Annotated in this window: 23 protein-coding genes; 11 read left to right on the top strand and 12 right to left on the bottom strand. The window is 35.2% G+C overall.

Annotation, left to right across the window (positions count from 1 at the left end; all coding sequences use genetic code 11):
* Positions 1 to 227: 227 nt before the first annotated feature.
* Positions 228 to 485, top strand: coding sequence for a hypothetical protein (locus tag NG809_RS01745; RefSeq protein ID WP_262147515.1), 258 nt, complete (start codon positions 228 to 230; stop codon positions 483 to 485).
* Positions 486 to 533: 48 nt separating this feature from the next.
* Here NG809_RS01745 and NG809_RS01750 read toward each other — a convergent pair whose 3' ends face one another.
* The 5 genes from NG809_RS01750 to NG809_RS01770 all read right to left on the bottom strand — a co-directional run bounded on the left by NG809_RS01750 (position 534) and on the right by NG809_RS01770 (position 5,831).
* Positions 534 to 1,931: a M28 family peptidase gene (locus tag NG809_RS01750; RefSeq protein ID WP_262147517.1), complete on the bottom strand. Its 1,398-nt coding sequence runs from the start codon at positions 1,929 to 1,931 to the stop codon at positions 534 to 536.
* 54 nt (positions 1,932 to 1,985) lie between these two features.
* Positions 1,986 to 3,230: a DUF1015 domain-containing protein gene (locus NG809_RS01755; RefSeq protein ID WP_262147519.1), complete on the bottom strand. Its 1,245-nt coding sequence runs from the start codon at positions 3,228 to 3,230 to the stop codon at positions 1,986 to 1,988.
* 6 nt (positions 3,231 to 3,236) lie between these two features.
* Positions 3,237 to 4,196 (bottom strand): D-2-hydroxyacid dehydrogenase, encoded by a 960-nt coding sequence (locus NG809_RS01760; RefSeq protein WP_262147521.1) that lies wholly within the window; start codon positions 4,194 to 4,196, stop codon positions 3,237 to 3,239.
* 106 nt (positions 4,197 to 4,302) lie between these two features.
* On the bottom strand, positions 4,303 to 5,367 hold the full coding sequence (serC, locus tag NG809_RS01765) for a 3-phosphoserine/phosphohydroxythreonine transaminase (RefSeq protein ID WP_262147523.1): 1,065 nt from the start codon (positions 5,365 to 5,367) through the stop codon (positions 4,303 to 4,305).
* A gap of 113 nt (positions 5,368 to 5,480) precedes the next feature.
* Positions 5,481 to 5,831 carry a 4Fe-4S dicluster domain-containing protein gene (locus tag NG809_RS01770; protein WP_056079778.1) on the bottom strand — a complete coding sequence of 117 codons (351 nt, stop codon included), beginning with the start codon at positions 5,829 to 5,831 and terminating at the stop codon, positions 5,481 to 5,483.
* 57 nt (positions 5,832 to 5,888) lie between these two features.
* Between NG809_RS01770 and NG809_RS01775 the strand changes: the two genes are divergently transcribed.
* From NG809_RS01775 to NG809_RS01785, 3 genes are read left to right on the top strand one after another with little or no spacing between them, the layout of a single operon-like run.
* Positions 5,889 to 6,923, top strand: a complete 1,035-nt coding sequence (locus NG809_RS01775) for an acyl-CoA reductase (RefSeq protein WP_262147525.1) — start codon at positions 5,889 to 5,891, stop codon at positions 6,921 to 6,923.
* A gap of 37 nt (positions 6,924 to 6,960) precedes the next feature.
* Positions 6,961 to 7,410 carry a peptidylprolyl isomerase gene (locus NG809_RS01780; protein WP_262147527.1) on the top strand — a complete coding sequence of 150 codons (450 nt, stop codon included), beginning with the start codon at positions 6,961 to 6,963 and terminating at the stop codon, positions 7,408 to 7,410.
* Between the two features lie 24 nt (positions 7,411 to 7,434).
* Positions 7,435 to 8,124 (top strand): Bax inhibitor-1/YccA family protein, encoded by a 690-nt coding sequence (locus tag NG809_RS01785; protein WP_262147529.1) that lies wholly within the window; start codon positions 7,435 to 7,437, stop codon positions 8,122 to 8,124.
* A gap of 83 nt (positions 8,125 to 8,207) precedes the next feature.
* Here the strand turns inward: NG809_RS01785 and NG809_RS01790 are convergent, their stop codons facing one another.
* A complete protein-coding gene (locus NG809_RS01790; RefSeq protein ID WP_262147531.1) occupies positions 8,208 to 8,543 on the bottom strand; it encodes a hypothetical protein in 336 nt (111 codons plus the stop codon).
* A gap of 12 nt (positions 8,544 to 8,555) precedes the next feature.
* Entirely contained in the window at positions 8,556 to 9,419 is an 864-nt protein-coding gene (locus NG809_RS01795) for a GLPGLI family protein (protein WP_262147534.1), read from the bottom strand.
* Between the two features lie 214 nt (positions 9,420 to 9,633).
* Between NG809_RS01795 and NG809_RS01800 the strand changes: the two genes are divergently transcribed.
* From NG809_RS01800 to NG809_RS01825, 6 genes are all read left to right on the top strand, one after another.
* A complete protein-coding gene (locus tag NG809_RS01800; RefSeq protein ID WP_262147535.1) occupies positions 9,634 to 10,326 on the top strand; it encodes a DsbA family oxidoreductase in 693 nt (230 codons plus the stop codon).
* A 62-nt stretch (positions 10,327 to 10,388) separates the two neighbouring features.
* Positions 10,389 to 10,982 (top strand): 5'-methylthioadenosine/S-adenosylhomocysteine nucleosidase family protein, encoded by a 594-nt coding sequence (locus NG809_RS01805; RefSeq protein WP_262147537.1) that lies wholly within the window; start codon positions 10,389 to 10,391, stop codon positions 10,980 to 10,982.
* Between the two features lie 84 nt (positions 10,983 to 11,066).
* Positions 11,067 to 11,579, top strand: a complete 513-nt coding sequence (locus NG809_RS01810) for a DUF7935 family protein (RefSeq protein ID WP_262147539.1) — start codon at positions 11,067 to 11,069, stop codon at positions 11,577 to 11,579.
* A 25-nt stretch (positions 11,580 to 11,604) separates the two neighbouring features.
* The gene (locus NG809_RS01815; RefSeq protein WP_262147541.1) at positions 11,605 to 12,216 is read left to right on the top strand and encodes an inorganic pyrophosphatase; all 612 of its coding nucleotides are present in this window, start codon (positions 11,605 to 11,607) and stop codon (positions 12,214 to 12,216) included.
* Between the two features lie 128 nt (positions 12,217 to 12,344).
* Positions 12,345 to 12,563: a DUF2683 family protein gene (locus NG809_RS01820; RefSeq protein WP_262147543.1), complete on the top strand. Its 219-nt coding sequence runs from the start codon at positions 12,345 to 12,347 to the stop codon at positions 12,561 to 12,563.
* Entirely contained in the window at positions 12,560 to 12,838 is a 279-nt protein-coding gene (locus NG809_RS01825) for a Txe/YoeB family addiction module toxin (protein WP_262147545.1), read from the top strand. Before NG809_RS01820 ends, NG809_RS01825 begins: the two co-directional genes overlap by 4 nt.
* A 7-nt stretch (positions 12,839 to 12,845) precedes the next feature.
* Here NG809_RS01825 and NG809_RS01830 read toward each other — a convergent pair whose 3' ends face one another.
* Positions 12,846 to 13,985, bottom strand: coding sequence for an aminotransferase class I/II-fold pyridoxal phosphate-dependent enzyme (locus NG809_RS01830; protein ID WP_262147547.1), 1,140 nt, complete (start codon positions 13,983 to 13,985; stop codon positions 12,846 to 12,848).
* 79 nt (positions 13,986 to 14,064) lie between these two features.
* On the opposite strand from NG809_RS01830, the gene NG809_RS01835 reads away from it, so the two are divergent.
* Positions 14,065 to 15,123, top strand: a complete 1,059-nt coding sequence (locus tag NG809_RS01835) for a M28 family metallopeptidase (protein WP_262147548.1) — start codon at positions 14,065 to 14,067, stop codon at positions 15,121 to 15,123.
* A gap of 146 nt (positions 15,124 to 15,269) precedes the next feature.
* On the opposite strand, the gene NG809_RS01840 is transcribed toward NG809_RS01835, so the two are convergent.
* The 4 genes from NG809_RS01840 to NG809_RS01855 all read right to left on the bottom strand — a co-directional run bounded on the left by NG809_RS01840 (position 15,270) and on the right by NG809_RS01855 (position 19,584).
* The gene (locus tag NG809_RS01840; protein ID WP_262147549.1) at positions 15,270 to 16,388 is read right to left on the bottom strand and encodes an FAD-dependent monooxygenase; all 1,119 of its coding nucleotides are present in this window, start codon (positions 16,386 to 16,388) and stop codon (positions 15,270 to 15,272) included.
* A complete protein-coding gene (locus NG809_RS01845) occupies positions 16,385 to 17,056 on the bottom strand; it encodes a hypothetical protein (protein WP_262147550.1) in 672 nt (223 codons plus the stop codon). The genes NG809_RS01840 and NG809_RS01845 overlap by 4 nt, the downstream gene beginning before the upstream one ends.
* Before the next feature lie 65 nt (positions 17,057 to 17,121).
* On the bottom strand, positions 17,122 to 17,988 hold the full coding sequence (locus NG809_RS01850; RefSeq protein WP_034757900.1) for a sigma-70 family RNA polymerase sigma factor: 867 nt from the start codon (positions 17,986 to 17,988) through the stop codon (positions 17,122 to 17,124).
* A gap of 804 nt (positions 17,989 to 18,792) precedes the next feature.
* Positions 18,793 to 19,584 (bottom strand): S1/P1 nuclease, encoded by a 792-nt coding sequence (locus tag NG809_RS01855; protein ID WP_262147552.1) that lies wholly within the window; start codon positions 19,582 to 19,584, stop codon positions 18,793 to 18,795.
* Positions 19,585 to 19,748: the final 164 nt, after the last annotated feature.

The raw sequence follows: 19,748 nt of genomic DNA on the forward strand, positions 1-19,748 counted from the left end.
TATTTTATTAATAATATACATTTTTGTTAATATATTAATGAATTTGATATTCACGATTTGGAGAAAATGCTTAACTTTTTTCTATCTATAATCATTTTTTACCAACTTTTTACAATAAACAATACTTTATGCTGTAATTTTATCAGAAAGATGGAAATATATGAACTAAACATTTTTTTTCTTGCTAATTGCAAAATTTTTATTAATTTTGGTGAAAAAATACAAAGATGAAAAAGATCGAGTTCCTATCAGAGGCCGGCGAAATGCTTGGTGACATTGCAATAAAAGGTATCAGCGTTGCAGAAATTCAGAAATTTTTAGAAGAGATTGATAATGAAAGTTTTGAATACTTTTCACTTTATTATGACGAAGAAAATAAAATTCTTTGCATTGAGGAGGAGAGAGGTGTAATTTTCCCGCAATACGGCCATTTTATAACCAAAATTTCAGACAGTAAATACAGACATTGCTTTGATTTTGTTTAAATCAATGTTTTGACATAAAAAAACGGTACCGAAAAGTACCGTTTTTTATTACCAGTTTTTGTCGATCATAAAAACCATCTGACTCATCACCACCGCTCCCAGAAGCAGTTCGCGCCTGTTTACTTTATCAAAAGTATCCTCGGTGGAATGATGGTAATCAAAATATCGTTGAGTGTCAACCACCATTTCAGCCAGGGGAATGTCTATTTTTTTCAGTGGTAAAACATCCTGAATGGCTTCAGTCTGATCAAAATCGTAAACGCCGTAAGGCAGAAAATAATTTTTCCATTCAAAAATCAACCTTCTCCGTTGTGGAGACATATCTAGCCTGAAACCTCTCGGGGAATATCCACCAGAATCTGAACCTAATGCCAGAATATGTTTTTCTTCTTTCTTCTTAACATAAGCTGCGTACATATCGCGACCCTGACCGCCATTTTCGCTATTAGCATACAATACGACTCTGATTGTATGATTATTTTCCAAACCTAAAGCCTTAAAAGCACGCAAAACCTCAATGCATTGCACTACACCAGCACCGTCATCGTGTGCACCTTCAGCAAAATCCCATGAATCGAGCTGAGCTCCCAGTAAAATAATTTTCCCGTCTTTTTTTCCGGGAATTTCTGCGATAATATTTTGGTTAACTGTTTCGCCTTTAGACTGTGCAGACATATTCAGTTTTGCCTTAACACTTTGTTTAGACAATAATTTCTCCAGTTCATCAGCAGATTTTGCTCCAATGGTTACCGCAGGAATTCTTGCCTTGTCATCTGGTTCGTAGACAATCATTTTTGCATGTGGAACATCGTCATTAGCCGTGGTTAGAGATCTTATGATTAAACCTTTTGCTCCTTTTTGACCAATTACGGAAGCTGCAAGAAGTTTGTTTTTTGCGGCAGCTAAATAAGCATCAACAGTATTTACATACGTTTGATCCATCGGGTAATTAACGAAGATGATTTTATCTTTAACATCTGCGGAAGTGAGTTTGTTTAAATCTTTCACATCGTTAATCATCATCAGATCTGCAATCAGATCTTTTCCGCCTGTACCTTCAGAATTCCCGAAAGAAAGCATTCTGATGGATTTCCAGTCACCGTTGGATGTTTTAATTTGCAGAGATTCACGCCCACGGATCCAGACGGGAACTTTTACATCCTGTCTCCAGACTTTTTCTGCGCCTGCTTCTTTCAGATTTTTTTCTGCCCAATCTGCAGCTTTAGTGTAACCCGCAGTTCCGCTGAATCTTGCGCCAACACCTTTCGTCAGTTCGCCCAGATTGTTGTATGCAGTTCCGTTAATCATAATTTCATCTGATATTTTTTTGAATTCAGAATGATAATTAAACTTTTCAGCTGCCGGTTTGGGCTTCCTTACAGGTTTTTTCTGTGAAAATAAAAATCCACTCAGAAAGAGTGGAAGTATAATGAGAATTTTTTTCATTTTAAAACTGCCCGAATCATTTCAGAGCATAAATTTAATTAAAAAATAAAATAATTACTGTTTCATGTCATACATTAACAATGCTGTAACCAATTTTGGTTCTATAAAAGTACATTTTGGTGGCATTCTTAACTTTAAATCTGAAATTTTAATCATATCATTAAAACTTACAGGGAAAATCCCAAATCCTACTTTGCCTTCACCGTTATCTACTTTTTCTTTCAGAAGATTGATTCCTGCCAGATTGGAAGAACCTTTTACGTAAGAGATTTTATCGGAACTGTCTGAATCTTCGATATTTAAAATATCATTGATGATGTATTTGTCTAAAAGATGGTGATCCAGATTGTCCAAAGACATTTCCTGAGAACGGAGATCATGTTTTACGTGGAGAGAGTAGTATTTCCCGTCCAAATACATAGAAATATGGAACTTTTGAGAAGGGTAGTACGGAGTTTCACCTTTTTCGTGAATCAAAAAGTATTTTTCGATTTTCTTTAAAAATTCCTCTGTCGAAAGACCATTGAGATCAGTGACGATACGGTTGTAATCGTGAATTTTGATAGATTGGTTTGAAACGATAAAGCTGTAAACAAAATTATACGCTTCGGTTCCTGTATGTCTTTTGTTTTTTTCCTTCAAACGCTGAGCGTGAAGCGCTGTAGAGCCAATTCTGTGGTGCCCGTCAGCGATGTAAAAAGAATCAATCTGGTCAATTACTTCTTTAAACTGCTGAAGTTTTAAACGGTTATCGATTCTCCAGATTTTATGTCTGATTCCGATGGTGTCTACATGGTTGAAAATTGGAACATTTTTTTCCTCATGATTCATCAGAAGCTCGATTTTCGGACTCGACTGATAGGTCAGTAAAACCGGTTCTGCCTGCAAATTAACTTTATCTAAATAATGAGCCAGTTTCTCTTTTTTCTGTGGAATGGTACTTTCGTGTCTTTTGATTTTTCCGTTCCAGAAATCTTCAATACTCGCAAGTCCCATTAAACCTCTGTAAACCTGTTTATTTGGATAAATCTGCTCGTAAAGATAAAATGCAGAGCTGTCCTGCACCAAAATATTTTCCTCGAGAAGTTCTTCAAAAGTTGTGCGTATTTTCCTTAGATTCCTGTCTACATCTTTAGATTTGCTCACCACATAGGGTTTGATCATATTGATATATGTATTTTCCTTCTGAGCTTTTTCTGTAATCTGAGCCTGAGTGAAATTGTCTAAAGGGTGCGTAGGGAAAGTAGACTCATGGTCTTTATGAGGTCTGATTCCGCGGAATGGTCTAAAAACAGGCATATTTTATTATATAGTTTGGTTGATTTTAATAATTTGCTCAGCAAGCTCGAGCCCGATTTTCTCCTGTGCATCCATGGTATTTCCGCCAACGTGTGGTGAAAGTGAAAGATTAGGATTCATGAGAAGAATTAATTCAGGTTTAGGTTCGTTTTCGAAAACATCAAGAGCTGCACCTGCAACTTTTCCGCTTTCTATAAAGTCGAGTAGGGCAACTTCGTTCAGAACGCCGCCTCTTGCAGTATTTACAATAAACACTCCATCTTTCATTTTTTCAAACTGTGGAGTATCAATAATATATTCTTTGGTTTTTGGTGTGTTGATGCTGATAAAATCAGATTCTTTCAGAAATTCATCAGTATCGTTTATAGAAGTGATTTCGAAATTTAAACTCTGTCCGTCAAAAAAATTTAATTTTAAAACTTCAGTTCTAGGTTTTCTTGTCAGTACCTTAATTTTCATACCTAGAGAAATTCCGATTTTTACCACTTCCTGACCGATGCTTCCAAAACCGATAACGCCCAAAGTTTTACCAGAAAGTTCACAGGCTTTGTTAAACGATTTTTTCATTGCATCAAAATGCGTGTCACCCTCCAAAGGCATCAGCCTGTTGGATTCATGAAGAAATCTCGCAAGAGAAAAAAAATGTCCGAAAACAAGTTCAGCAACAGATTTTGAGGATGCCGTTGGTGTATTAATGACGTAAAGCCCTTTCTCAATGGCGTATTCCACATCGATGTTGTCCATCCCGATACCGCCTCTTCCAACAATTTTCAGGCTTGGGCAGGCATCAATGAGCTCTTTTCTTACTTTGGTTGCACTTCTTACAAGAAGAACACTGACGTTGTTTTCGTTAATAAAATCAGCAAGGTGATCCTGAGCAACTTTGTGCTCCAAAAACTCGAAACCTGCATTTTTGAGTGCGATTTCTCCACTTTTTGAAATTCCGTCGTTGGCTAAAATTTTCATGCTCATTTTATTTAGTGAATATCAGACATCAGAAAAAGAAAAATCCTGTTCCAATGTCTGATATTTTACTTTTAATTATATTAAAAATTGGGTCGTCTAATATAAGTTATTTTATTGAATTCATCACATCAACCAAAACCTGCACGCTTTCAATAGGTAAGGCATTGTAAATACTTGCACGATATCCCCCTAAACTGCGGTGACCGTTTAGCCCGCTGATGCCTGCAGATTTCCACGCAGTATCAAATTCTTCTTTCCTGGAATCATCAATTAATTTAAATGAAACATTCATCAAAGAACGGTCTTCGTCACGACAATACGTCTCAAATAAAGGATGATTATCAATGGTATCGTATAATAATTTAGCTTTGGCAATATTTCTTTCTTCAGCAGCTGCGATTCCACCATTGTTTTCCAAATGCTGTAATGTAAGCAAAGTAGCATAAACAGGGAAGACCGGTGGTGTATTGTACATAGATTCTTTAGAAATATGCTGAGAATAATCAAGAATTGAGAACATATTTTCTCTTCCTGTTTTTCCTAAAATTTCTTTTTTAATAACCACTAAAGTAACTCCGGCAGGGCCCATATTTTTCTGAGCTCCGGCGTAGATTAAATCAAATTTAGAGAAATCCAGTTGTCTTGAAAAAATATCTGAACTCATGTCGCAAACCATTAAAGTATCCACTTCAGGAAATTCTTTAATCTGCGTTCCGTAGATGGTATTGTTTGATGTACAGTGGAAATAATCGTATTCTGAACCTACTTTATAATCTTTAGGAATGTAAGAATAATTGTCTTCTTTTGAAGAACCCACCACATCAACTTCGCCCACTTTCTTTGCTTCTTTAATGGCTCCGGCAGCCCAAACTCCTGTATCCAGATAAGCAGTTTTACCACCAACCTTCAGGATATTGTAAGGCACCATTGCAAACTGTAAGCTCGCACCGCCACCCAAATAAAGCACTTCATAATCATCACCAAGATTCATTAATCTTTTTACAATGGCACGCGCTTCATCCATTACAGCTACAAAATCTTTACTTCTGTGGGAAATCTCAAGAAGAGACAAACCAATTCCGTTAAAATCTAAAATTGCTTCCGCTGATTTCTGAAAGACTTCCTGAGGTAAGATACAAGGTCCTGCGCTGAAGTTGTGCTTTTTGCCCATAATTTCAAATTGTTTTTTGCAGTTTCTAAGCTGCGGTTTATTTATTAGAGTTTATATTTTTAAAAGTTTAAAGATAAAAAAAAACCGCCTCATTTCAGTTGAGACGGCATATTTTATTCACCATGAAGGAAAGCTTTTTTCTCAAGCAGTGCTTCTTCTGTTTCTACGTGGTCTTCATCCGGTACACAACAGTCTACAGGACAGACAGCAGCACATTGAGGCTCTTCGTGGAAGCCTTTACATTCTGTACATTTATCTGTTACAATAAAGTAAACATCGTCGCTCACAGGTTCCTGCGGAGAATCTGCATCTATTGTAAGTCCGGAAGGCATCGTCACTTTTCCGCTGAGTTCTGTTCCTTCAGAAGCTTTCCAGTCTACGGCACCTTCATATATTGCATTGTTGGGACATTCCGGTTCGCAGGCTCCGCAATTAATGCATTCATCAGTTATTTTAATAGCCATCGCTAATTTTTTTTAAATTTGCACAAAATTACGAAATATTCCCAAACGAAACGAATTATGAATGTGGAGCAGAGAGTTTTAGAACTTATCCATTTAAGTGACTGGATAAAAGCATATTTATCAAAAAATCCCGAGAATTTTAATGAAAATGATCTGGAATTTGAGCAAATATTGAAAAGATCCGAAATTGAAAATCCGTGGTTTACACAGGAAAATCAAAAATCAGCTCTTGAACAGTGGATTTCTGTTTTAAATCGTACCCAAATTGAGCAGTGGCTGAGCGAATATTCCGAAAATAAAGTTCAGAAGAGAGTCGGGCTGATACTTGCAGGAAATATTCCGATGGTGGGATTTCATGATGTGATTTCTGTGATTCTGAGCAATCATATTCCGGTCATTAAATTATCTTTCAAAGACAAATTAATGCTTCCTTTTTTACTTAAAAAGTGGAAAGAATTCTCCAATGGGAATCTTCAATATGAAATTGTAGAGAGACTTGAAGATTTTGATGCAGTAATAGCCACAGGAAGCAACAATACAGCGCGTTATCTTGAGTATTATTTCAAAAAACATCCTTCAATCATACGTAAAAACAGAACTTCTGTAGCCGTAATTTCAGGAAATGAAACCGAGGAAGAACTGAAGCTTTTGGCTAAAGATATTTTCCAGTATTTTGGTTTGGGATGCAGAAATGTGACCCGACTTTTTGTGCCAAAAGATTTTTTAATCGACAGAATTTTTGAGAGTTTTATTGATTTTAAAGAAATCATCAATCATAATAAATACGCCAATAATTACGATTACAACCGTGCAGTTTATCTTTTAAATCAGGATAAATTCTGGGATAACAATTTTGTTATGTTGAAAGAAGATGAAAAGCTATTCAGTCCGCTTTCTGTGATTCATTTCAGCAGGTATGAAAATTTGGATGAAGTGAGAAACTTTCTAGCTGAAAATGAAGAAAGTATTCAATGCGTAGTTTCTAAAGCTGAAGGTTTTGAAAATGCAGTTCCTTTTGGTGAAGCTCAGAATCCGAGCCTTGATACGTATGCGGATAATGTGGACACAATGAAATTTCTCTCAGAGATCTGATAATTTTTTGTATCTTCATCCTACCAAAATCCAGAATATGAAAAAGCTGATTGTCTTTTCGGCATTGATTTTATCACAACTCTTTTTCTCGCAGACGACAGGAGGAATCAGGGTGGTTGAAAGCAAAAAAACAGACCTGAAATCTGAACTTTCTAAAGATAAGATAAAACTGTATGATTCTAATTTTCAAAGCTTTGTGTTGGCAATGAAAAATTCAGATAAAACAAAGATTTCTTCTTTACTTTCAGAAAAGGTGAAGGAAATAGTAACGGATGATCATATTAAAAAACTTTCAGGAGGCATCAGTTTCGACAGAAAAATGGAAGTTTACAAAAGCGGTTATCAGACGATTATCAACAATGAAACGTATCCTGCGATTCAGTATAAATTTGTGGATGACAAATCTGTACCGCCGGCTGACCTTGTGACGGCAATCTTCGAAGAGGACGGGAAAATTTTAGGTATAAAACCTGAATTCAGACAATAAAATTTAAACAGATATTATATAATTATGAACACGAATGTTTTAGTATCGCATTCTACAGACATCGAGAGAGGCGATTTTTACAGAAAAACTTACACGCACGTTGCTTTGGCAATTTTAGCATTTATCGGTGTTGAAACGGTATTGCTCAATATTGTTCCTGCTGAAGTGATCTACCTGATGATCGGGCAGCGATACAGTTGGCTACTTATTTTGGGAGTTTTTTGGCTTGCATCTTTTTTAGCTACAAAATGGACTTTATCTCAAAGTAAGGCAGTACAGTATTTAGGTTTAGGTGTTTATATTTTACTTGAGGCTGCGATTTTCTTGCCAATGATTTATTATGCAATGGCTCAAGAAGGAGCTGGAAACATTATCGTTCAGGCAGCAACACTTACCATCGCAATGTTTGCGGGAATTTCAGCAATCGCTTTCACGTCAAAGAGAGATTTTTCATTCTTAAGAAATATTATTACCATCGGCGGTTTCATCGCAATTGGACTGATTGTGGGTGGAATGCTTTTCGGTTTTAATCTTGGTCTTTGGTTCTCTGTGGGTATGGTGATTTTGGCTTCTGCAACGATTCTGTACCAGACCAGCAAACTGAAAGATTCTTATGCAACAGATCAATACGTTGGAGCAGCTTTACAGCTTTTCGCTTCGATTATGCTTTTGTTTTGGTATATTTTAAGTATTTTAATGAGCAGAAGAAGTTAATAAACAACTTTAAAAACAATAAAACAGCCGCTGATTTTCAGCGGCTGTTTCTTTTTGAATAAGAATTTATAAAGAGAATTTTCTTAAAATGTGAGTTTTTTAGTTTTGGTATTAAAGACAATAAAATCTCTTTCTCCTGGTAGTTTTTCAAGTTCATCGACTTTAATCAACTTTAAGTTTTTCGGCTTGTAAATGGTAATTTCATTTTTTTCAGTATCACAAATGGTCTTTTCGGCTTCGCAATTGAAATATTCAGACTTAAAAGAAACGTTTCCTGTGTAAGTTACCATATTCTTTCCTTTATTCACTTGCCTAAAATCTCCTTTAAACTGAAGTGTATTTTCCTGTTTCTCCTGCGCAAAGATTAAAGTTGAAACTGTAATCATCACACCTCCCAAAAGTAGTTTTACGTTCATCATAATTAAGTATTTTTAAGGTTTATATAATTCAAGGTTTAAGTAATTGTTTTCATTTTTCAGACTTTCTTTTCGGGCTTTTTCAGATTCTCTCATCATCTCTTCCTGCGAATAGCTTTTTCCATTAAAAGTCATTGATGTAACCACAGCTCCGGAGGTCGATAAAATGGCTTGTCGCATATCTTTCACAGGATCTTTCCTGTAATCCTGCCAGTATTTTTTAAATTTTTCCTCATCCAAAACGATTTCCCTTCCTGTGATTCTGTGTTTTTTTTCAGGTTCTGAAGAAGTAACTTTTTTAGTTCCAACCAAAATGAAAGTATGATCTTTTTTAGAGTCTTCAATTTTTACGATAAGTCCTGGAAGACCATAAAATTGATGCGGACCGTCCTGAATAGGAATTTCCGGTGCAAACCAGGCAATCCATTCCCTGCCTGCAAATTTTGTTGTTGCTTTCTGTACCTTGTGACCTAATACTTCAGATTTTTCTTTTGACACTTTCCATTCAGGTTTTTTTGACAGAGTAATTGCTAGTGGGATAGAACCTGGCGAAATTTTATAGACAGTTTCATATGATGGGTATTTTTTGGATACTTCAGCTCTTACTGCAGGCTGCCGTATTTCTGTGAGATCAATAGGTTTTCCACCTCCTCCGTTCATCTGTTTTAAACTTGCATCAAGAATGGAATCTTCAACAATTTTTTTCTGACTTAAAAATCTGGAACCCTCAGTTTTCGTTTCAAGAACCATATTTTCAAGGGTAACTTTTTCTCTGTTGAGGGAATCTGGTTTAAATTTATATTCGTAGATAAACTGTGTAGACTGAGCTGATAAAACTCCTGCCATCAGACAAAAAACTGCAGTAGAAATTATTTTCATAAACTATTTTTTAAATCACTTTAACTGGGAATAAAAGTAAAAATTAATCCCGATTAAAATCACGGGATAATGAAAAAAATAACATATTTTAACCTTTACGTTAGAATATTTAGAAAAGCGTACTGAAAATTAACAAAACAGTACGAAAGTCATTTGGAAAGCCAGTCTTTTCAACAACATTATTTTTATCTTTACCTATTAAAAATTTAAATAAATGAAGATTGAAATCTGGTCAGACGTGATGTGTCCGTTTTGCTACATTGGAAAAAAGAATTTTGAAAATGCTTTGGCAGAACTTCCGTTTAAAGATAAAATTGATGTTGAATGGAAAAGTTTTCAGCTTGATCCAAGTCTTGAAACAGGCGTGTCTACAACAACTGCAGAATATTTCAGAGATAAAAAAGGCTTTCCTGAAGCTCAGGCAAAACAGATGACCGCTCAGGTTACCGAAATGGGAAAATCTGTGGGAATTGATTTTAATTTTGAAAATGCCATCATTACCAATACTTTTCCTGCACATAAGCTCATTCATTTAGCTAAGAAAAAGAATTTAGGTGCTGAAATGGAAGAAGAGTTATTCAAAGCTCATTTTCTGGACGGAAAAAACATTGGCGATGAGAAAATATTAATCAATTTGGGCGAAAATTTAGGTTTAAAATCTGAAGATATTACAGAAGCGCTTTCGAATCAAGAAATAGATTTAGAAGTAAAACATGAAATCATCGAAGCTTCCCAACTCGGGATTTCAGGTGTTCCGTTTTTTGTAATAGACCAAAAATATGGCGTTTCGGGAGCACAACCTGTCGAAACTTTTAAAGAAGCAATTACACAGGCCTACAACGAAAACACAGTTACTCTGAGCAACAATAATGATGCTACCTGTGGCGAAGACGGCTGTGAAATTTAATAAATTCTAAAAAAATTTCACTTCAACCTTAACCTTAGCCTCAAACTCCGCCTCAACCTAACATGATTCAATTTAATAAAGACCATCAATATCCCTTAGAAGATATTCTTTTTGTCTTCGCACTGGAATTCGAAGCCAAAGAAATGTTTAATCATACCCGAAAAGTCATCACAGGAATCGGGAAAGTGACAGCTGCCATCAATCTCACGAAAGCCATTTACGAAAAACGACCGAAACTGATTGTAAATCTCGGTTCTGCGGGCGGTTTTGGTTTTAAAAAAGGAGATGTTGTATGCTGTACAAAGTTTATCCAGCGCGATATGGATGTGCAGGGACTTGGTTTTAAGAAATTTGAAACACCGCTTTCCAAAATCCCGATCATTCTTGAAAACGGTATCGAAATCGAGAATCTTCCGGTCGGAATTTGCGGAACCGGCGACAGTTTCGAGACCAATCACATCAACACAGAATACAACGTCATCGACATGGAAGCTTATTCACTTGCTTTGATTGCGTGGCAGGAAAATATTCCGTTCATTTCACTTAAATATATTTCTGATGATGCCAACAGCGATGCCGCCGACGATTGGGCTGTGCAGGTACATCTTGCTGCGGAAGCTTTTAAGAATATTTTATTCAGGGAAGAACTGCTTTAAATCTCAATTTAACTGATCTTTCGGGGCAAATAAATCAATTACTCATTTTTAAGAGAAAATATCGTAATTTTGTACCCTCAAATTATGACTGGACTTATAGAATATTTACCGTATGCTTTTGCTCTGATTGTGGCGATACCTTTTTTGGTTTTGCTGAGGCAGTTTGTGTACACTTACATCAACCTTAAAAATAAGGAATTACAGATGTTGAGCATAAAATCAAACTCAGAAAATAAAGCACATTCTTATGAAAGAATGACTCTTTTTCTGGAAAGAATAAAACCTTCCAATCTCATTCAGAAATTTGATAAAGATTTGGCGATACACGAGTTTATCTTTCTTACAGAAAAATCTATCACAGAAGAATTTGAGTATAACGCTTCTCAGCAGCTTTACATCACAAAAAATTCATGGAAGAATATTGTTGATTCTAAAAATGCTGTGATAGAGCTTCTCCATAAAACTTACGACGGCATAAACAACAATGCTTCATTAAGCGACTATAAAACTGTTTTTCTGATGAATTTCATGGGCGAAAACGACTACATCGCCGATACCATCGAAGATCTCAGAAAAGAAATCAAAATTATTGCATAAACTAAAAAATAATAAATTTATAATAATGACTCAAAAATTTACTGCACACCCTTGGCATGGAATTTCTGCAGGGGAAAATGCACCTGAAACCGTAAATGTTTTTGTAGAAATTGTTCCTTCAGATACAATTAAATACGAAATTGACAAAGAAACAGGTTTCATGAAAGTAGACAGACCTCAGAAATTTTCAAATATCATCCCTGCACTTTACGGTTTTGTTCCACAGACGTACTGTGACCAAAGAGTGATGAAACTTGCTGTTGAAAGCGGTTCTACAGACGTAACAATGGGCGATCACGATCCTTTGGATATCTGTGTTTTAAGTTCGCACAATTTCAGTTCAGGAGGGATTCTGATGGAGGCAAGACCAATCGGCGGATTTAAAATGATCGACGGCGGAGAAGCTGATGATAAAATTGTAGCAGTTTTATTGGGAGATCATGCTTTTGGTCATTTCACAGATATTTCTGAACTTCCGGAAGCTGAAGTAAACAGATTGATGCACTACTTTTTAACCTACAAAAACCTACCAAACGAGCCTGCAAAATGCAGAATCGATCAGGTGTACGGAGCTGTAGCTGCAAAGGAAGTTATAAACGCTTCAATGGAAGATTACAATGATAAATACGCAGGTTAATCTCTGATATTAAATATTAAAGCAGGCAATTTTTGTCTGCTTTTTTTTGTGAAAGTTATTATCTGTAAAATTCCTTAATTATATTTAATTCTAAACCTTTATATTTGTATTAATCAATTAATTATGAAATGGAAAGTATAATTGTATACCCGAAGGATGAAAAGCAGAAATCTCTGTTAAAATCTTTATTGGAAGAATTAAAAGTCAGATTTGAGATAGGAGAGGCCGATACCATTTTGACCGAAGAAGAATTCTATACCAAGATTGATAAGTCGATACAGCAGTCAAATGAGGGAAAAACCAATATTCTCTCAAAAGACAAACAGAAAGAAATTTTAGGTCTATGATTTTTGAATTGGAATTGACAGATTTGGCATTTTCCGACATTGAAAAACATAAAAAATCGGGAGATAAAAAATTATTACTGAAAATTAATAAAATTCTTAACGAATTAAGAGAACACCCCGAGTCGGGAACCGGCAAACCTGAAAAGCTAAAATATTATTCAAAGGCAACATGGTCCAGAAGAATTTCAGGAAAACACAGATTGATTTATAGAATTGAAAATGAGAAGGTAGTTGTTCTCATTCTTTCACTTTGGGGACATTACGATGATAAATAAATTATTTTTAAAGATTCATTTTCAAATGCTGCAGCGCATCAATGATAATCTCATCTTTTTTCACAAAACTAAACCGTATAAAATCTGAATCCTGTTTATTCTGATAAAACGCAGACATTGGCAAACACGACACTTTTTTTTCAACAGTAAGCCATTTTGAAAACTCCACATCAGTCATTGTTTTGGAAATATCTCTGAAATTAACAGTCTGAAAAAATCCTCCTTGTGATTTTTCATTTAAAATAAATGGTGTTTCGGCAATCATTTCACAAAAAACATCTCTTTTATTCTGCATAATTTTTCGGTTAACTTCAGGATCAAAAATATCAAGATACTTTGCAATTGCGTACTGACAAGGCGCATTGGTACTGTAAGAAATATATTGCTGGTGATTTCTGAAAGTTTTAAGCAGATCTGGCGCAGCCAAAAGATAACTCACCTTCCAACCCGTTGAATGAAACATTTTCCCGAATGAAAAAATGCTGAAAGTTCTTTTTCTTAATTCCGGATGTAAAAAAGCACTGTAATGTAAATGCTCATCATAGCAGTAAATATCATAAATTTCTTCAGAAATCACATAAATATTATTTTCTCTAATTAATTCATACAAATTTTGCCAATCCACTTTACCCCAGATTTTTCCGGTAGGATTTTGAGGTGTGTTGACGATGATTGCTTTTGTTTTTTCAGAAATAAGAAGCTTTAATTTCTCCCAGGAAATACTGAAATCATCTTCCACTTCATAAAAAACCGGAACACCGCCGTTAATCACGATTGAAGGAGCATAAGTGTAGTAAGAAGGCTGAATTATAATCACTTCGTCCCCAAAATTTAAAATTGACTTTAAGGAAGTGTACAGCGCAAAGGTAGAGCAGGGAACAATATTCACTTCCTCTTTCGAAATCAATACAGGATTTTGTCTGGAAGCATTAAATTCAACAATTTTCTCCATCAATAAAGGGTTTCCCGCAAGAGATTCATAGCTGTGTGAAATGCTGTCGGCAGATTCCTTTAAATAAAATCTGAGTCTTTCATCCACCTCAAAATCGGGCAATCCCAAAGACAGGTCGTAGCTTTGATTTTGCTTAGCGAGAAGCGACATCTCTGTAAAAAACGAATAATCAGTAAATTGTAAATTTGTTTCCATAGTTTCAATCAAATATATAAAAAAACTTAAGTTGTATAAGATTTTAGATATTTTTCTTAATTTTAGACAAATATTTTACATGAATAAAATTCTTTTGCCGCTTTTTTCAGCGGTTGTTCTTTCCTCTTGTGGCAGTACAAATTCTACTGCAGTAAAAACTGATTCCGCAACTGCTGCTGTAAGTACACCTAGTGGAAAAGAAGGCAAAGCTTATAAAACGGCATATCAGAGTATCAGTTTAGAAAGCCTTAAAAAAAATCTTACCGTGATTGCTTCTGATGAGATGGAAGGCCGTGATACCGGAAGCAAAGGACAGAAGAAAGCCGGTGAATACATGATTAATTTCTATAAGCAAAACGGAATTTCTTTCCCAAAAGCTCTTGGATCATTTTACCAGAAGGTTCCGGCAGCCTACATGGCAAAGCGTGGTGGCGGAAGTCTTCCTGATTCTGAAAATATTTTAGCCTTCATTGAAGGAAGTGAAAAACCTGAAGAAATCATTGTAATTTCGGGACATTATGATCATGTTGGAAGCAGAAATGGAGTAGTGTACAATGGTGCAGATGACGACGGAAGCGGTACAGTTGCCGTAATGGAAATTGCAAAAGCCTTTAATGAGGCGAAAAAAGCAGGACACGGCCCGAAACGTTCGATTTTATTTCTTCACGTGACAGGAGAGGAGCACGGACTTTTCGGTTCTGAATTTTATACAGACAATCCTGTTTTTCCTTTAGTGAATACGGTTGCAGATTTAAATATTGACATGATCGGTCGTGATGATCCTGAGAATCGTGGCAAACAGTACGTTTATGTCATCGGTTCAGAAATGCTGAGCTCACAGTTGAAAGTGATCACTGAGGCGGCAAATAAAAACACCAACAGCCTTGAATTAAATTATAAATACGACGATCCTGCCGATACAGAAAGATTGTATTACAGATCTGACCATTATAATTTTGCGAAAAACAATATTCCGGTAGCATTTTTCTTTGATGGAATTCACGAAGATTATCACAAACCAACTGATGATGTTGAGAAAATCGATTTTCCTTTGCTTCAAAAAAGAACTCAGCTTGTTTTTGCTACGGCTTGGGAACTGGCGAACAGAAAAGACAGAATTGTGGTTGACAAAAAATAATATTTTCACGCTGATTTAAAAGATATGCAGATTCTCTTTGAAATTAATCTGCACAATTCCCCAAATCTGCGAGAGATTTACAATCTCCTGAAAGTTCAAAATAAAAGTCTGCGAAATATTTTTGCAGACTTTTTTTTATTTAAAAATTACAGTTCCAGCGTCAGTATTTTCTCAATCATTTTCTGATTTAAACTTTCAGGCATAGAACGCATCAAAAAGTTTCGGAGAGAATTTCCTTTTTCCCACTGCGAAATTTTTCCAATTGTCCAGCTGTTTTTGACAATGTAATCGACCTTTTTTCTTCTGATTTTCTGAAATTCATCAAAAATCAAATTGAAATCCTGACTTTTTTCCAAAAGTTTTCCAATCACATAAGCATCTTCCACCGACTGGCAGGCTCCCTGTCCCATATTCGGCGTCGTGGCGTGAGCTGCATCGCCAACCAGACAGAGATTTTCAGCATACCATTTTGGAATAGGAGTGAGGTCGATAATATCGTTCAGAATTATATTTTGAGTTTTTGTTGATTCTAAAATTTCTAAGACGATCGGATCGAAGTCTTTAAATTCTTCAGTGAAATTATGGTTTGCTTTAAATTTATTTTCATTTACCAAAGCGTACCAGTACACCAGATTTCCCGAAAGCTTCACAAAACCGAAACGTTTTCCTTTTCCCCAGATTTCCAAAGCATTATGATGGTATTTTTCAGGAAGTTCAAAAGTGGTCAGTCCGCGCCAGCATTTTTGCCGAGCATTTCTGATGTTTCCCGTTTTTAAAATCTGATTTCTGACTTTTGAATGAATGCCGTCTGCTCCAAAAACAATTTTGCTTTCAATCTCATTTCCGTTTTCAAATTCTAATAGATAATTTTCTTTCCTTGAGATCTGTTTTAAAGAATGATTTAATTTTATATTTTCAAAACCAATATTTTCGACTAAAATTTTCTGAAGCTCCGCCCTGTGAATCGCAACATTACAGGAATTGAATTTCTTTTCCAAAGCCAGAACATTCGTGGTAGAAATGGTTTTCAGCTTTTCATCAGTAATCGAAATTCCATGAATTTTGTTTCCGGCATTTTCAATTTTCTCTTTTAAACCTAGTTTATCAAAAATCTGCATCGCATTTACAGCCATCATGATTCCGGCTCCGACAGGTTTTATTTCCGGTGCTGATTCGTAAATTGTAAAATCAAGATTGTGTTTCTTTAAGATGTTTCCTAAAGTCAGGCCACCAATTCCTGCTCCGATGATTGAGATTTGATTCATTTTAAACCAAATTTAAATAGATTAATTCCCAATTCTAATAATTTTACATTTTGATTTTTGAATTCATTATTTGGAAAAGGTTGTGCATCTGGGTTTATGTTTTCAACTATACCATAACTATATAATTCTTGACTAATTTTTTCTCTATTTAAATAATACATGTAATCTTCGTATCCTAATTTATTTATAAATGATCTTGGGTACTTTTCAGCTTCTTTTATCACTAGTATTTCTAATAGGAAAACATTTTCTACCAGATGTGATAACTTTAAAAATTTATTATAGTCAATTTCTTTCAAAAGAAAACTTTTGAATAGTCTACCAACAATTTTAGGCTTTTCATCAGAATCAATCCTAGTAATAATTTCCAAAAGTTTTTCTCCAACCTTTTGAGTATATCTCTCTGAATCATCAATATAATTGATTTCTTTTAAAATTAGATCTTGGTTTATATCTTCTAATTCTTTCAAAAATTGAAATAATTTTTTTGTAAACAATCTATCATTTATTGTAGTGCCAATACTTAATAATTTTGAAATTGTCCCAATCATTGGTATGTCTTTTATGATTTCGTCTTTAGCTAAACTGTCCAATGAAATTTCTGCAAAATCTGAGATTAAAGCAAAAGAATCACTCTTTATAATCTGATTAAATTTATTTTCTTCCATATTCAAATATAAAAAAACGGAGCCTGAAAAATTCAGACTCCGCTTAATAGTTATGAAAACTAAAATTATTTACCCAAATAAGATTTCAAAATCTTACTTCTGGTATTGTGTTTCAGTCTTTTAATTGCTTTTTCTTTAATCTGACGAACTCTTTCTCTCGTCAAATCAAAAGTTTCACCAATTTCTTCCAAAGTCATTGGATGTTTTCCGTTCAATCCGAAATACAGTCTTACCAAATCAGCCTCTCTCGGCGTCAGAGTGTTCAAAGCTCTTTCGATTTCAATCTGAAGAGATTCAAGCATCAAATCCTTATCCGGACTTGGAGATTCACCTGAACGCAAAACGTCGTATAAGTTAGAATCTTCACCTTCCACCAACGGAGCATCCATAGACAGGTGTCTTCCGGAGTTTTTCATTGATTCTTTGATGTCTTCCTCGCTCATATCCAAAACTTCAGCCAGCTCTTCGGGTGAAGGTGGTCTTTCGTTTTCCTGCTCAAGGTGTGCGTACGCTTTGTTGATTTTGTTAATCGAACCGATTTTGTTCAATGGCAATCTTACAATTCTAGACTGCTCTGCCAAAGCCTGTAAAATCGACTGACGGATCCACCAAACCGCATAAGAGATAAATTTGAAACCTCTCGTCTCGTCATATCTTTTTGCAGCTTTCATTAATCCTAAATTCCCTTCATTGATCAAATCGGGAAGAGAAAGTCCTTGGTTTTGGTACTGTTTAGAAACTGAAACTACGAAACGAAGGTTGGCTTTAATCAGTTTTTCCAGTGCGACTCTATCGCCTGCACGGATTTTTTGTGCCAAATCTACTTCTTCGTCTGCTGTAATCAGTTCTACTTTACCAATTTCCTGCAAATACTTGTCTAATGAAGCGGTCTCCCTGTTGGTAACCTGCTTGGTTATTTTTAGTTGTCTCATTTATTTTATGCTCAAAAATAGAGTTGCTATTATATTATACGCTCAAAACACTACAAAGGTTACACCAGTTACAAAAATATTTTATATAATTAAATCATCGTTCGGAAATTAGTTGTAAATTATTACGCTTCAAATATCTTCAAACATTTTTGATATTGAGCTTGATCCTTTTCAGGAGCTTTATCCCGCTATCCACTGTATCTTTTTGGTGGCCGTCTCCATTTCATTCCGTCAGCCACCAAAAAGGATGTCGTTTCTATCGGGGCTAGTTACAACCCCCGTCAAAAGAAATTAAAGTTTAGTAATTTGCGTCACTTCGAGTAACGTAGCGAAGCGAAGTATATCGAGAAGTTTTGATTGAAAAAACAAAATTTGTGGTTCGGTTCACTAGTTCTCGATACATTTTTTCTACACTTCGTTTCGTAAAAACACTCGAACTGACGGAATAAAAAAAGCGAAACCAAAGTTCCGCTCCATATTTAAAAGGTAAATTTAAATCTAATTTTTATAATTCAACTTTCATAAAATATCCACACAGTTTGTTATCCTGAAAGGATCTAAAATTGAATCTCTAATACTATGTTGAGATGCTTTGACTTCGTCGAACCTAAAGGTTTCAGCATGACAAACTAAGTGAAAAATTGTTACATTTAAAACAAAAAAGCGAAACCGAAGTTCCGCTATAATATTTTAGTGATAATTTAAAATCGACATTCAAAATTCACCACTGACAATTCTCTATTCACTTTTTAATGATTCAAAATTGACTATTGAAAGTTGACAATTCACTTTTAAAATTCACTTTTAAAACAAATCATTCAGCAGCTTCGCCAGTCTCAAACCTCCGTTCAAAAGCTGTCTTTCCATAATATCATTAAATTTATACTGATAATCAAAAGAAAGTTTTGAGCCATCCGGAGTCTGTGCATAGATTTTATTGGCAATCTGATGAGAATCGTACAACCAGTTTTCTAAAGTTCCAGACTGAATTTGTTTTACTTCATCCTTGGTTTTAATATCCAAAAGTTTCGCATATTCTGTGTAGCTGTATTTTTGAGAATCTACCAGTTTACCGTCCCAAACAGAATGTAAATTTGTTTTTTCTCCAAAATAAGTCACGTTGATTTTGTTTCCTCCCAAATCTTCAGATCTTCCGGTGTGCATCGGCTGAGCCAAATCTCCCATCATGTGAATCAGGAAAATCAAAGCGATTTTTCTGTCTTTTTCAGACGTTTTTGCATCCTTAATCTGGCTCGATAAAACTTTAATCTGAGAATATAAATTTGCTCCAGCCTGAGCTTTTAAATCTTTTTCAAATGCTGTGAAATCTGTTTGAGGATCGATGTTTACGTAATGCCACGCTGAAGCCTGCTTCCATGCTCCGGTGGTATCAGACTTGATAAAATCCGGCCAGTTTGCCCAATACGCCATTTTTTCCTTTCCCAACATTTTTCTGAGTTCTCTTTTCGCCTTCCCGGAAAGATGGTTTTCTGCAATTTCCGCAATCACTCGGTGCCCTGTCAATCCCCATGCATACGAATAAACCGAACTGGCCACGAATGCTAAAATCAGAATTTTAGAATAAATACTTTTCATTTCTTAATTATTTTCAGTTTGCAAAGATAAGCCTCATCAGGGTAAAATGAACAGGATGAATAAAAATTCACAGTAAGTTTAATTATTTGAAAATTTTTAGAAAAAAATAAACCAAACGTTTTTTAAATTTAGAACTTATCTTATCTTTACGATACCAAACCCCA

The sequence above is a fragment of the Chryseobacterium foetidum genome, assembly GCF_025457425.1.
GTDB classification, from domain to species: domain Bacteria; phylum Bacteroidota; class Bacteroidia; order Flavobacteriales; family Weeksellaceae; genus Chryseobacterium; species Chryseobacterium foetidum.

Coding starts and splice junctions, on each gene's coding strand:
- NG809_RS01745 (WP_262147515.1), top strand. CDS start 228: ATGAAAAAGATCGAGTTCCTATCAGAGGCCGGCGAAATGCTTGGTGAC.
- NG809_RS01750 (WP_262147517.1), bottom strand. CDS start 1,931: ATGAAAAAAATTCTCATTATACTTCCACTCTTTCTGAGTGGATTTTTA.
- NG809_RS01755 (WP_262147519.1), bottom strand. CDS start 3,230: ATGCCTGTTTTTAGACCATTCCGCGGAATCAGACCTCATAAAGACCAT.
- NG809_RS01760 (WP_262147521.1), bottom strand. CDS start 4,196: ATGAAAATTTTAGCCAACGACGGAATTTCAAAAAGTGGAGAAATCGCA.
- serC (WP_262147523.1), bottom strand. CDS start 5,367: ATGGGCAAAAAGCACAACTTCAGCGCAGGACCTTGTATCTTACCTCAG.
- NG809_RS01770 (WP_056079778.1), bottom strand. CDS start 5,831: ATGGCTATTAAAATAACTGATGAATGCATTAATTGCGGAGCCTGCGAA.
- NG809_RS01775 (WP_262147525.1), top strand. CDS start 5,889: ATGAATGTGGAGCAGAGAGTTTTAGAACTTATCCATTTAAGTGACTGG.
- NG809_RS01780 (WP_262147527.1), top strand. CDS start 6,961: ATGAAAAAGCTGATTGTCTTTTCGGCATTGATTTTATCACAACTCTTT.
- NG809_RS01785 (WP_262147529.1), top strand. CDS start 7,435: ATGAACACGAATGTTTTAGTATCGCATTCTACAGACATCGAGAGAGGC.
- NG809_RS01790 (WP_262147531.1), bottom strand. CDS start 8,543: ATGATGAACGTAAAACTACTTTTGGGAGGTGTGATGATTACAGTTTCA.
- NG809_RS01795 (WP_262147534.1), bottom strand. CDS start 9,419: ATGAAAATAATTTCTACTGCAGTTTTTTGTCTGATGGCAGGAGTTTTA.
- NG809_RS01800 (WP_262147535.1), top strand. CDS start 9,634: ATGAAGATTGAAATCTGGTCAGACGTGATGTGTCCGTTTTGCTACATT.
- NG809_RS01805 (WP_262147537.1), top strand. CDS start 10,389: ATGATTCAATTTAATAAAGACCATCAATATCCCTTAGAAGATATTCTT.
- NG809_RS01810 (WP_262147539.1), top strand. CDS start 11,067: ATGACTGGACTTATAGAATATTTACCGTATGCTTTTGCTCTGATTGTG.
- NG809_RS01815 (WP_262147541.1), top strand. CDS start 11,605: ATGACTCAAAAATTTACTGCACACCCTTGGCATGGAATTTCTGCAGGG.
- NG809_RS01820 (WP_262147543.1), top strand. CDS start 12,345: ATGGAAAGTATAATTGTATACCCGAAGGATGAAAAGCAGAAATCTCTG.
- NG809_RS01825 (WP_262147545.1), top strand. CDS start 12,560: ATGATTTTTGAATTGGAATTGACAGATTTGGCATTTTCCGACATTGAA.
- NG809_RS01830 (WP_262147547.1), bottom strand. CDS start 13,985: ATGGAAACAAATTTACAATTTACTGATTATTCGTTTTTTACAGAGATG.
- NG809_RS01835 (WP_262147548.1), top strand. CDS start 14,065: ATGAATAAAATTCTTTTGCCGCTTTTTTCAGCGGTTGTTCTTTCCTCT.
- NG809_RS01840 (WP_262147549.1), bottom strand. CDS start 16,388: ATGAATCAAATCTCAATCATCGGAGCAGGAATTGGTGGCCTGACTTTA.
- NG809_RS01845 (WP_262147550.1), bottom strand. CDS start 17,056: ATGGAAGAAAATAAATTTAATCAGATTATAAAGAGTGATTCTTTTGCT.
- NG809_RS01850 (WP_034757900.1), bottom strand. CDS start 17,988: ATGAGACAACTAAAAATAACCAAGCAGGTTACCAACAGGGAGACCGCT.
- NG809_RS01855 (WP_262147552.1), bottom strand. CDS start 19,584: ATGAAAAGTATTTATTCTAAAATTCTGATTTTAGCATTCGTGGCCAGT.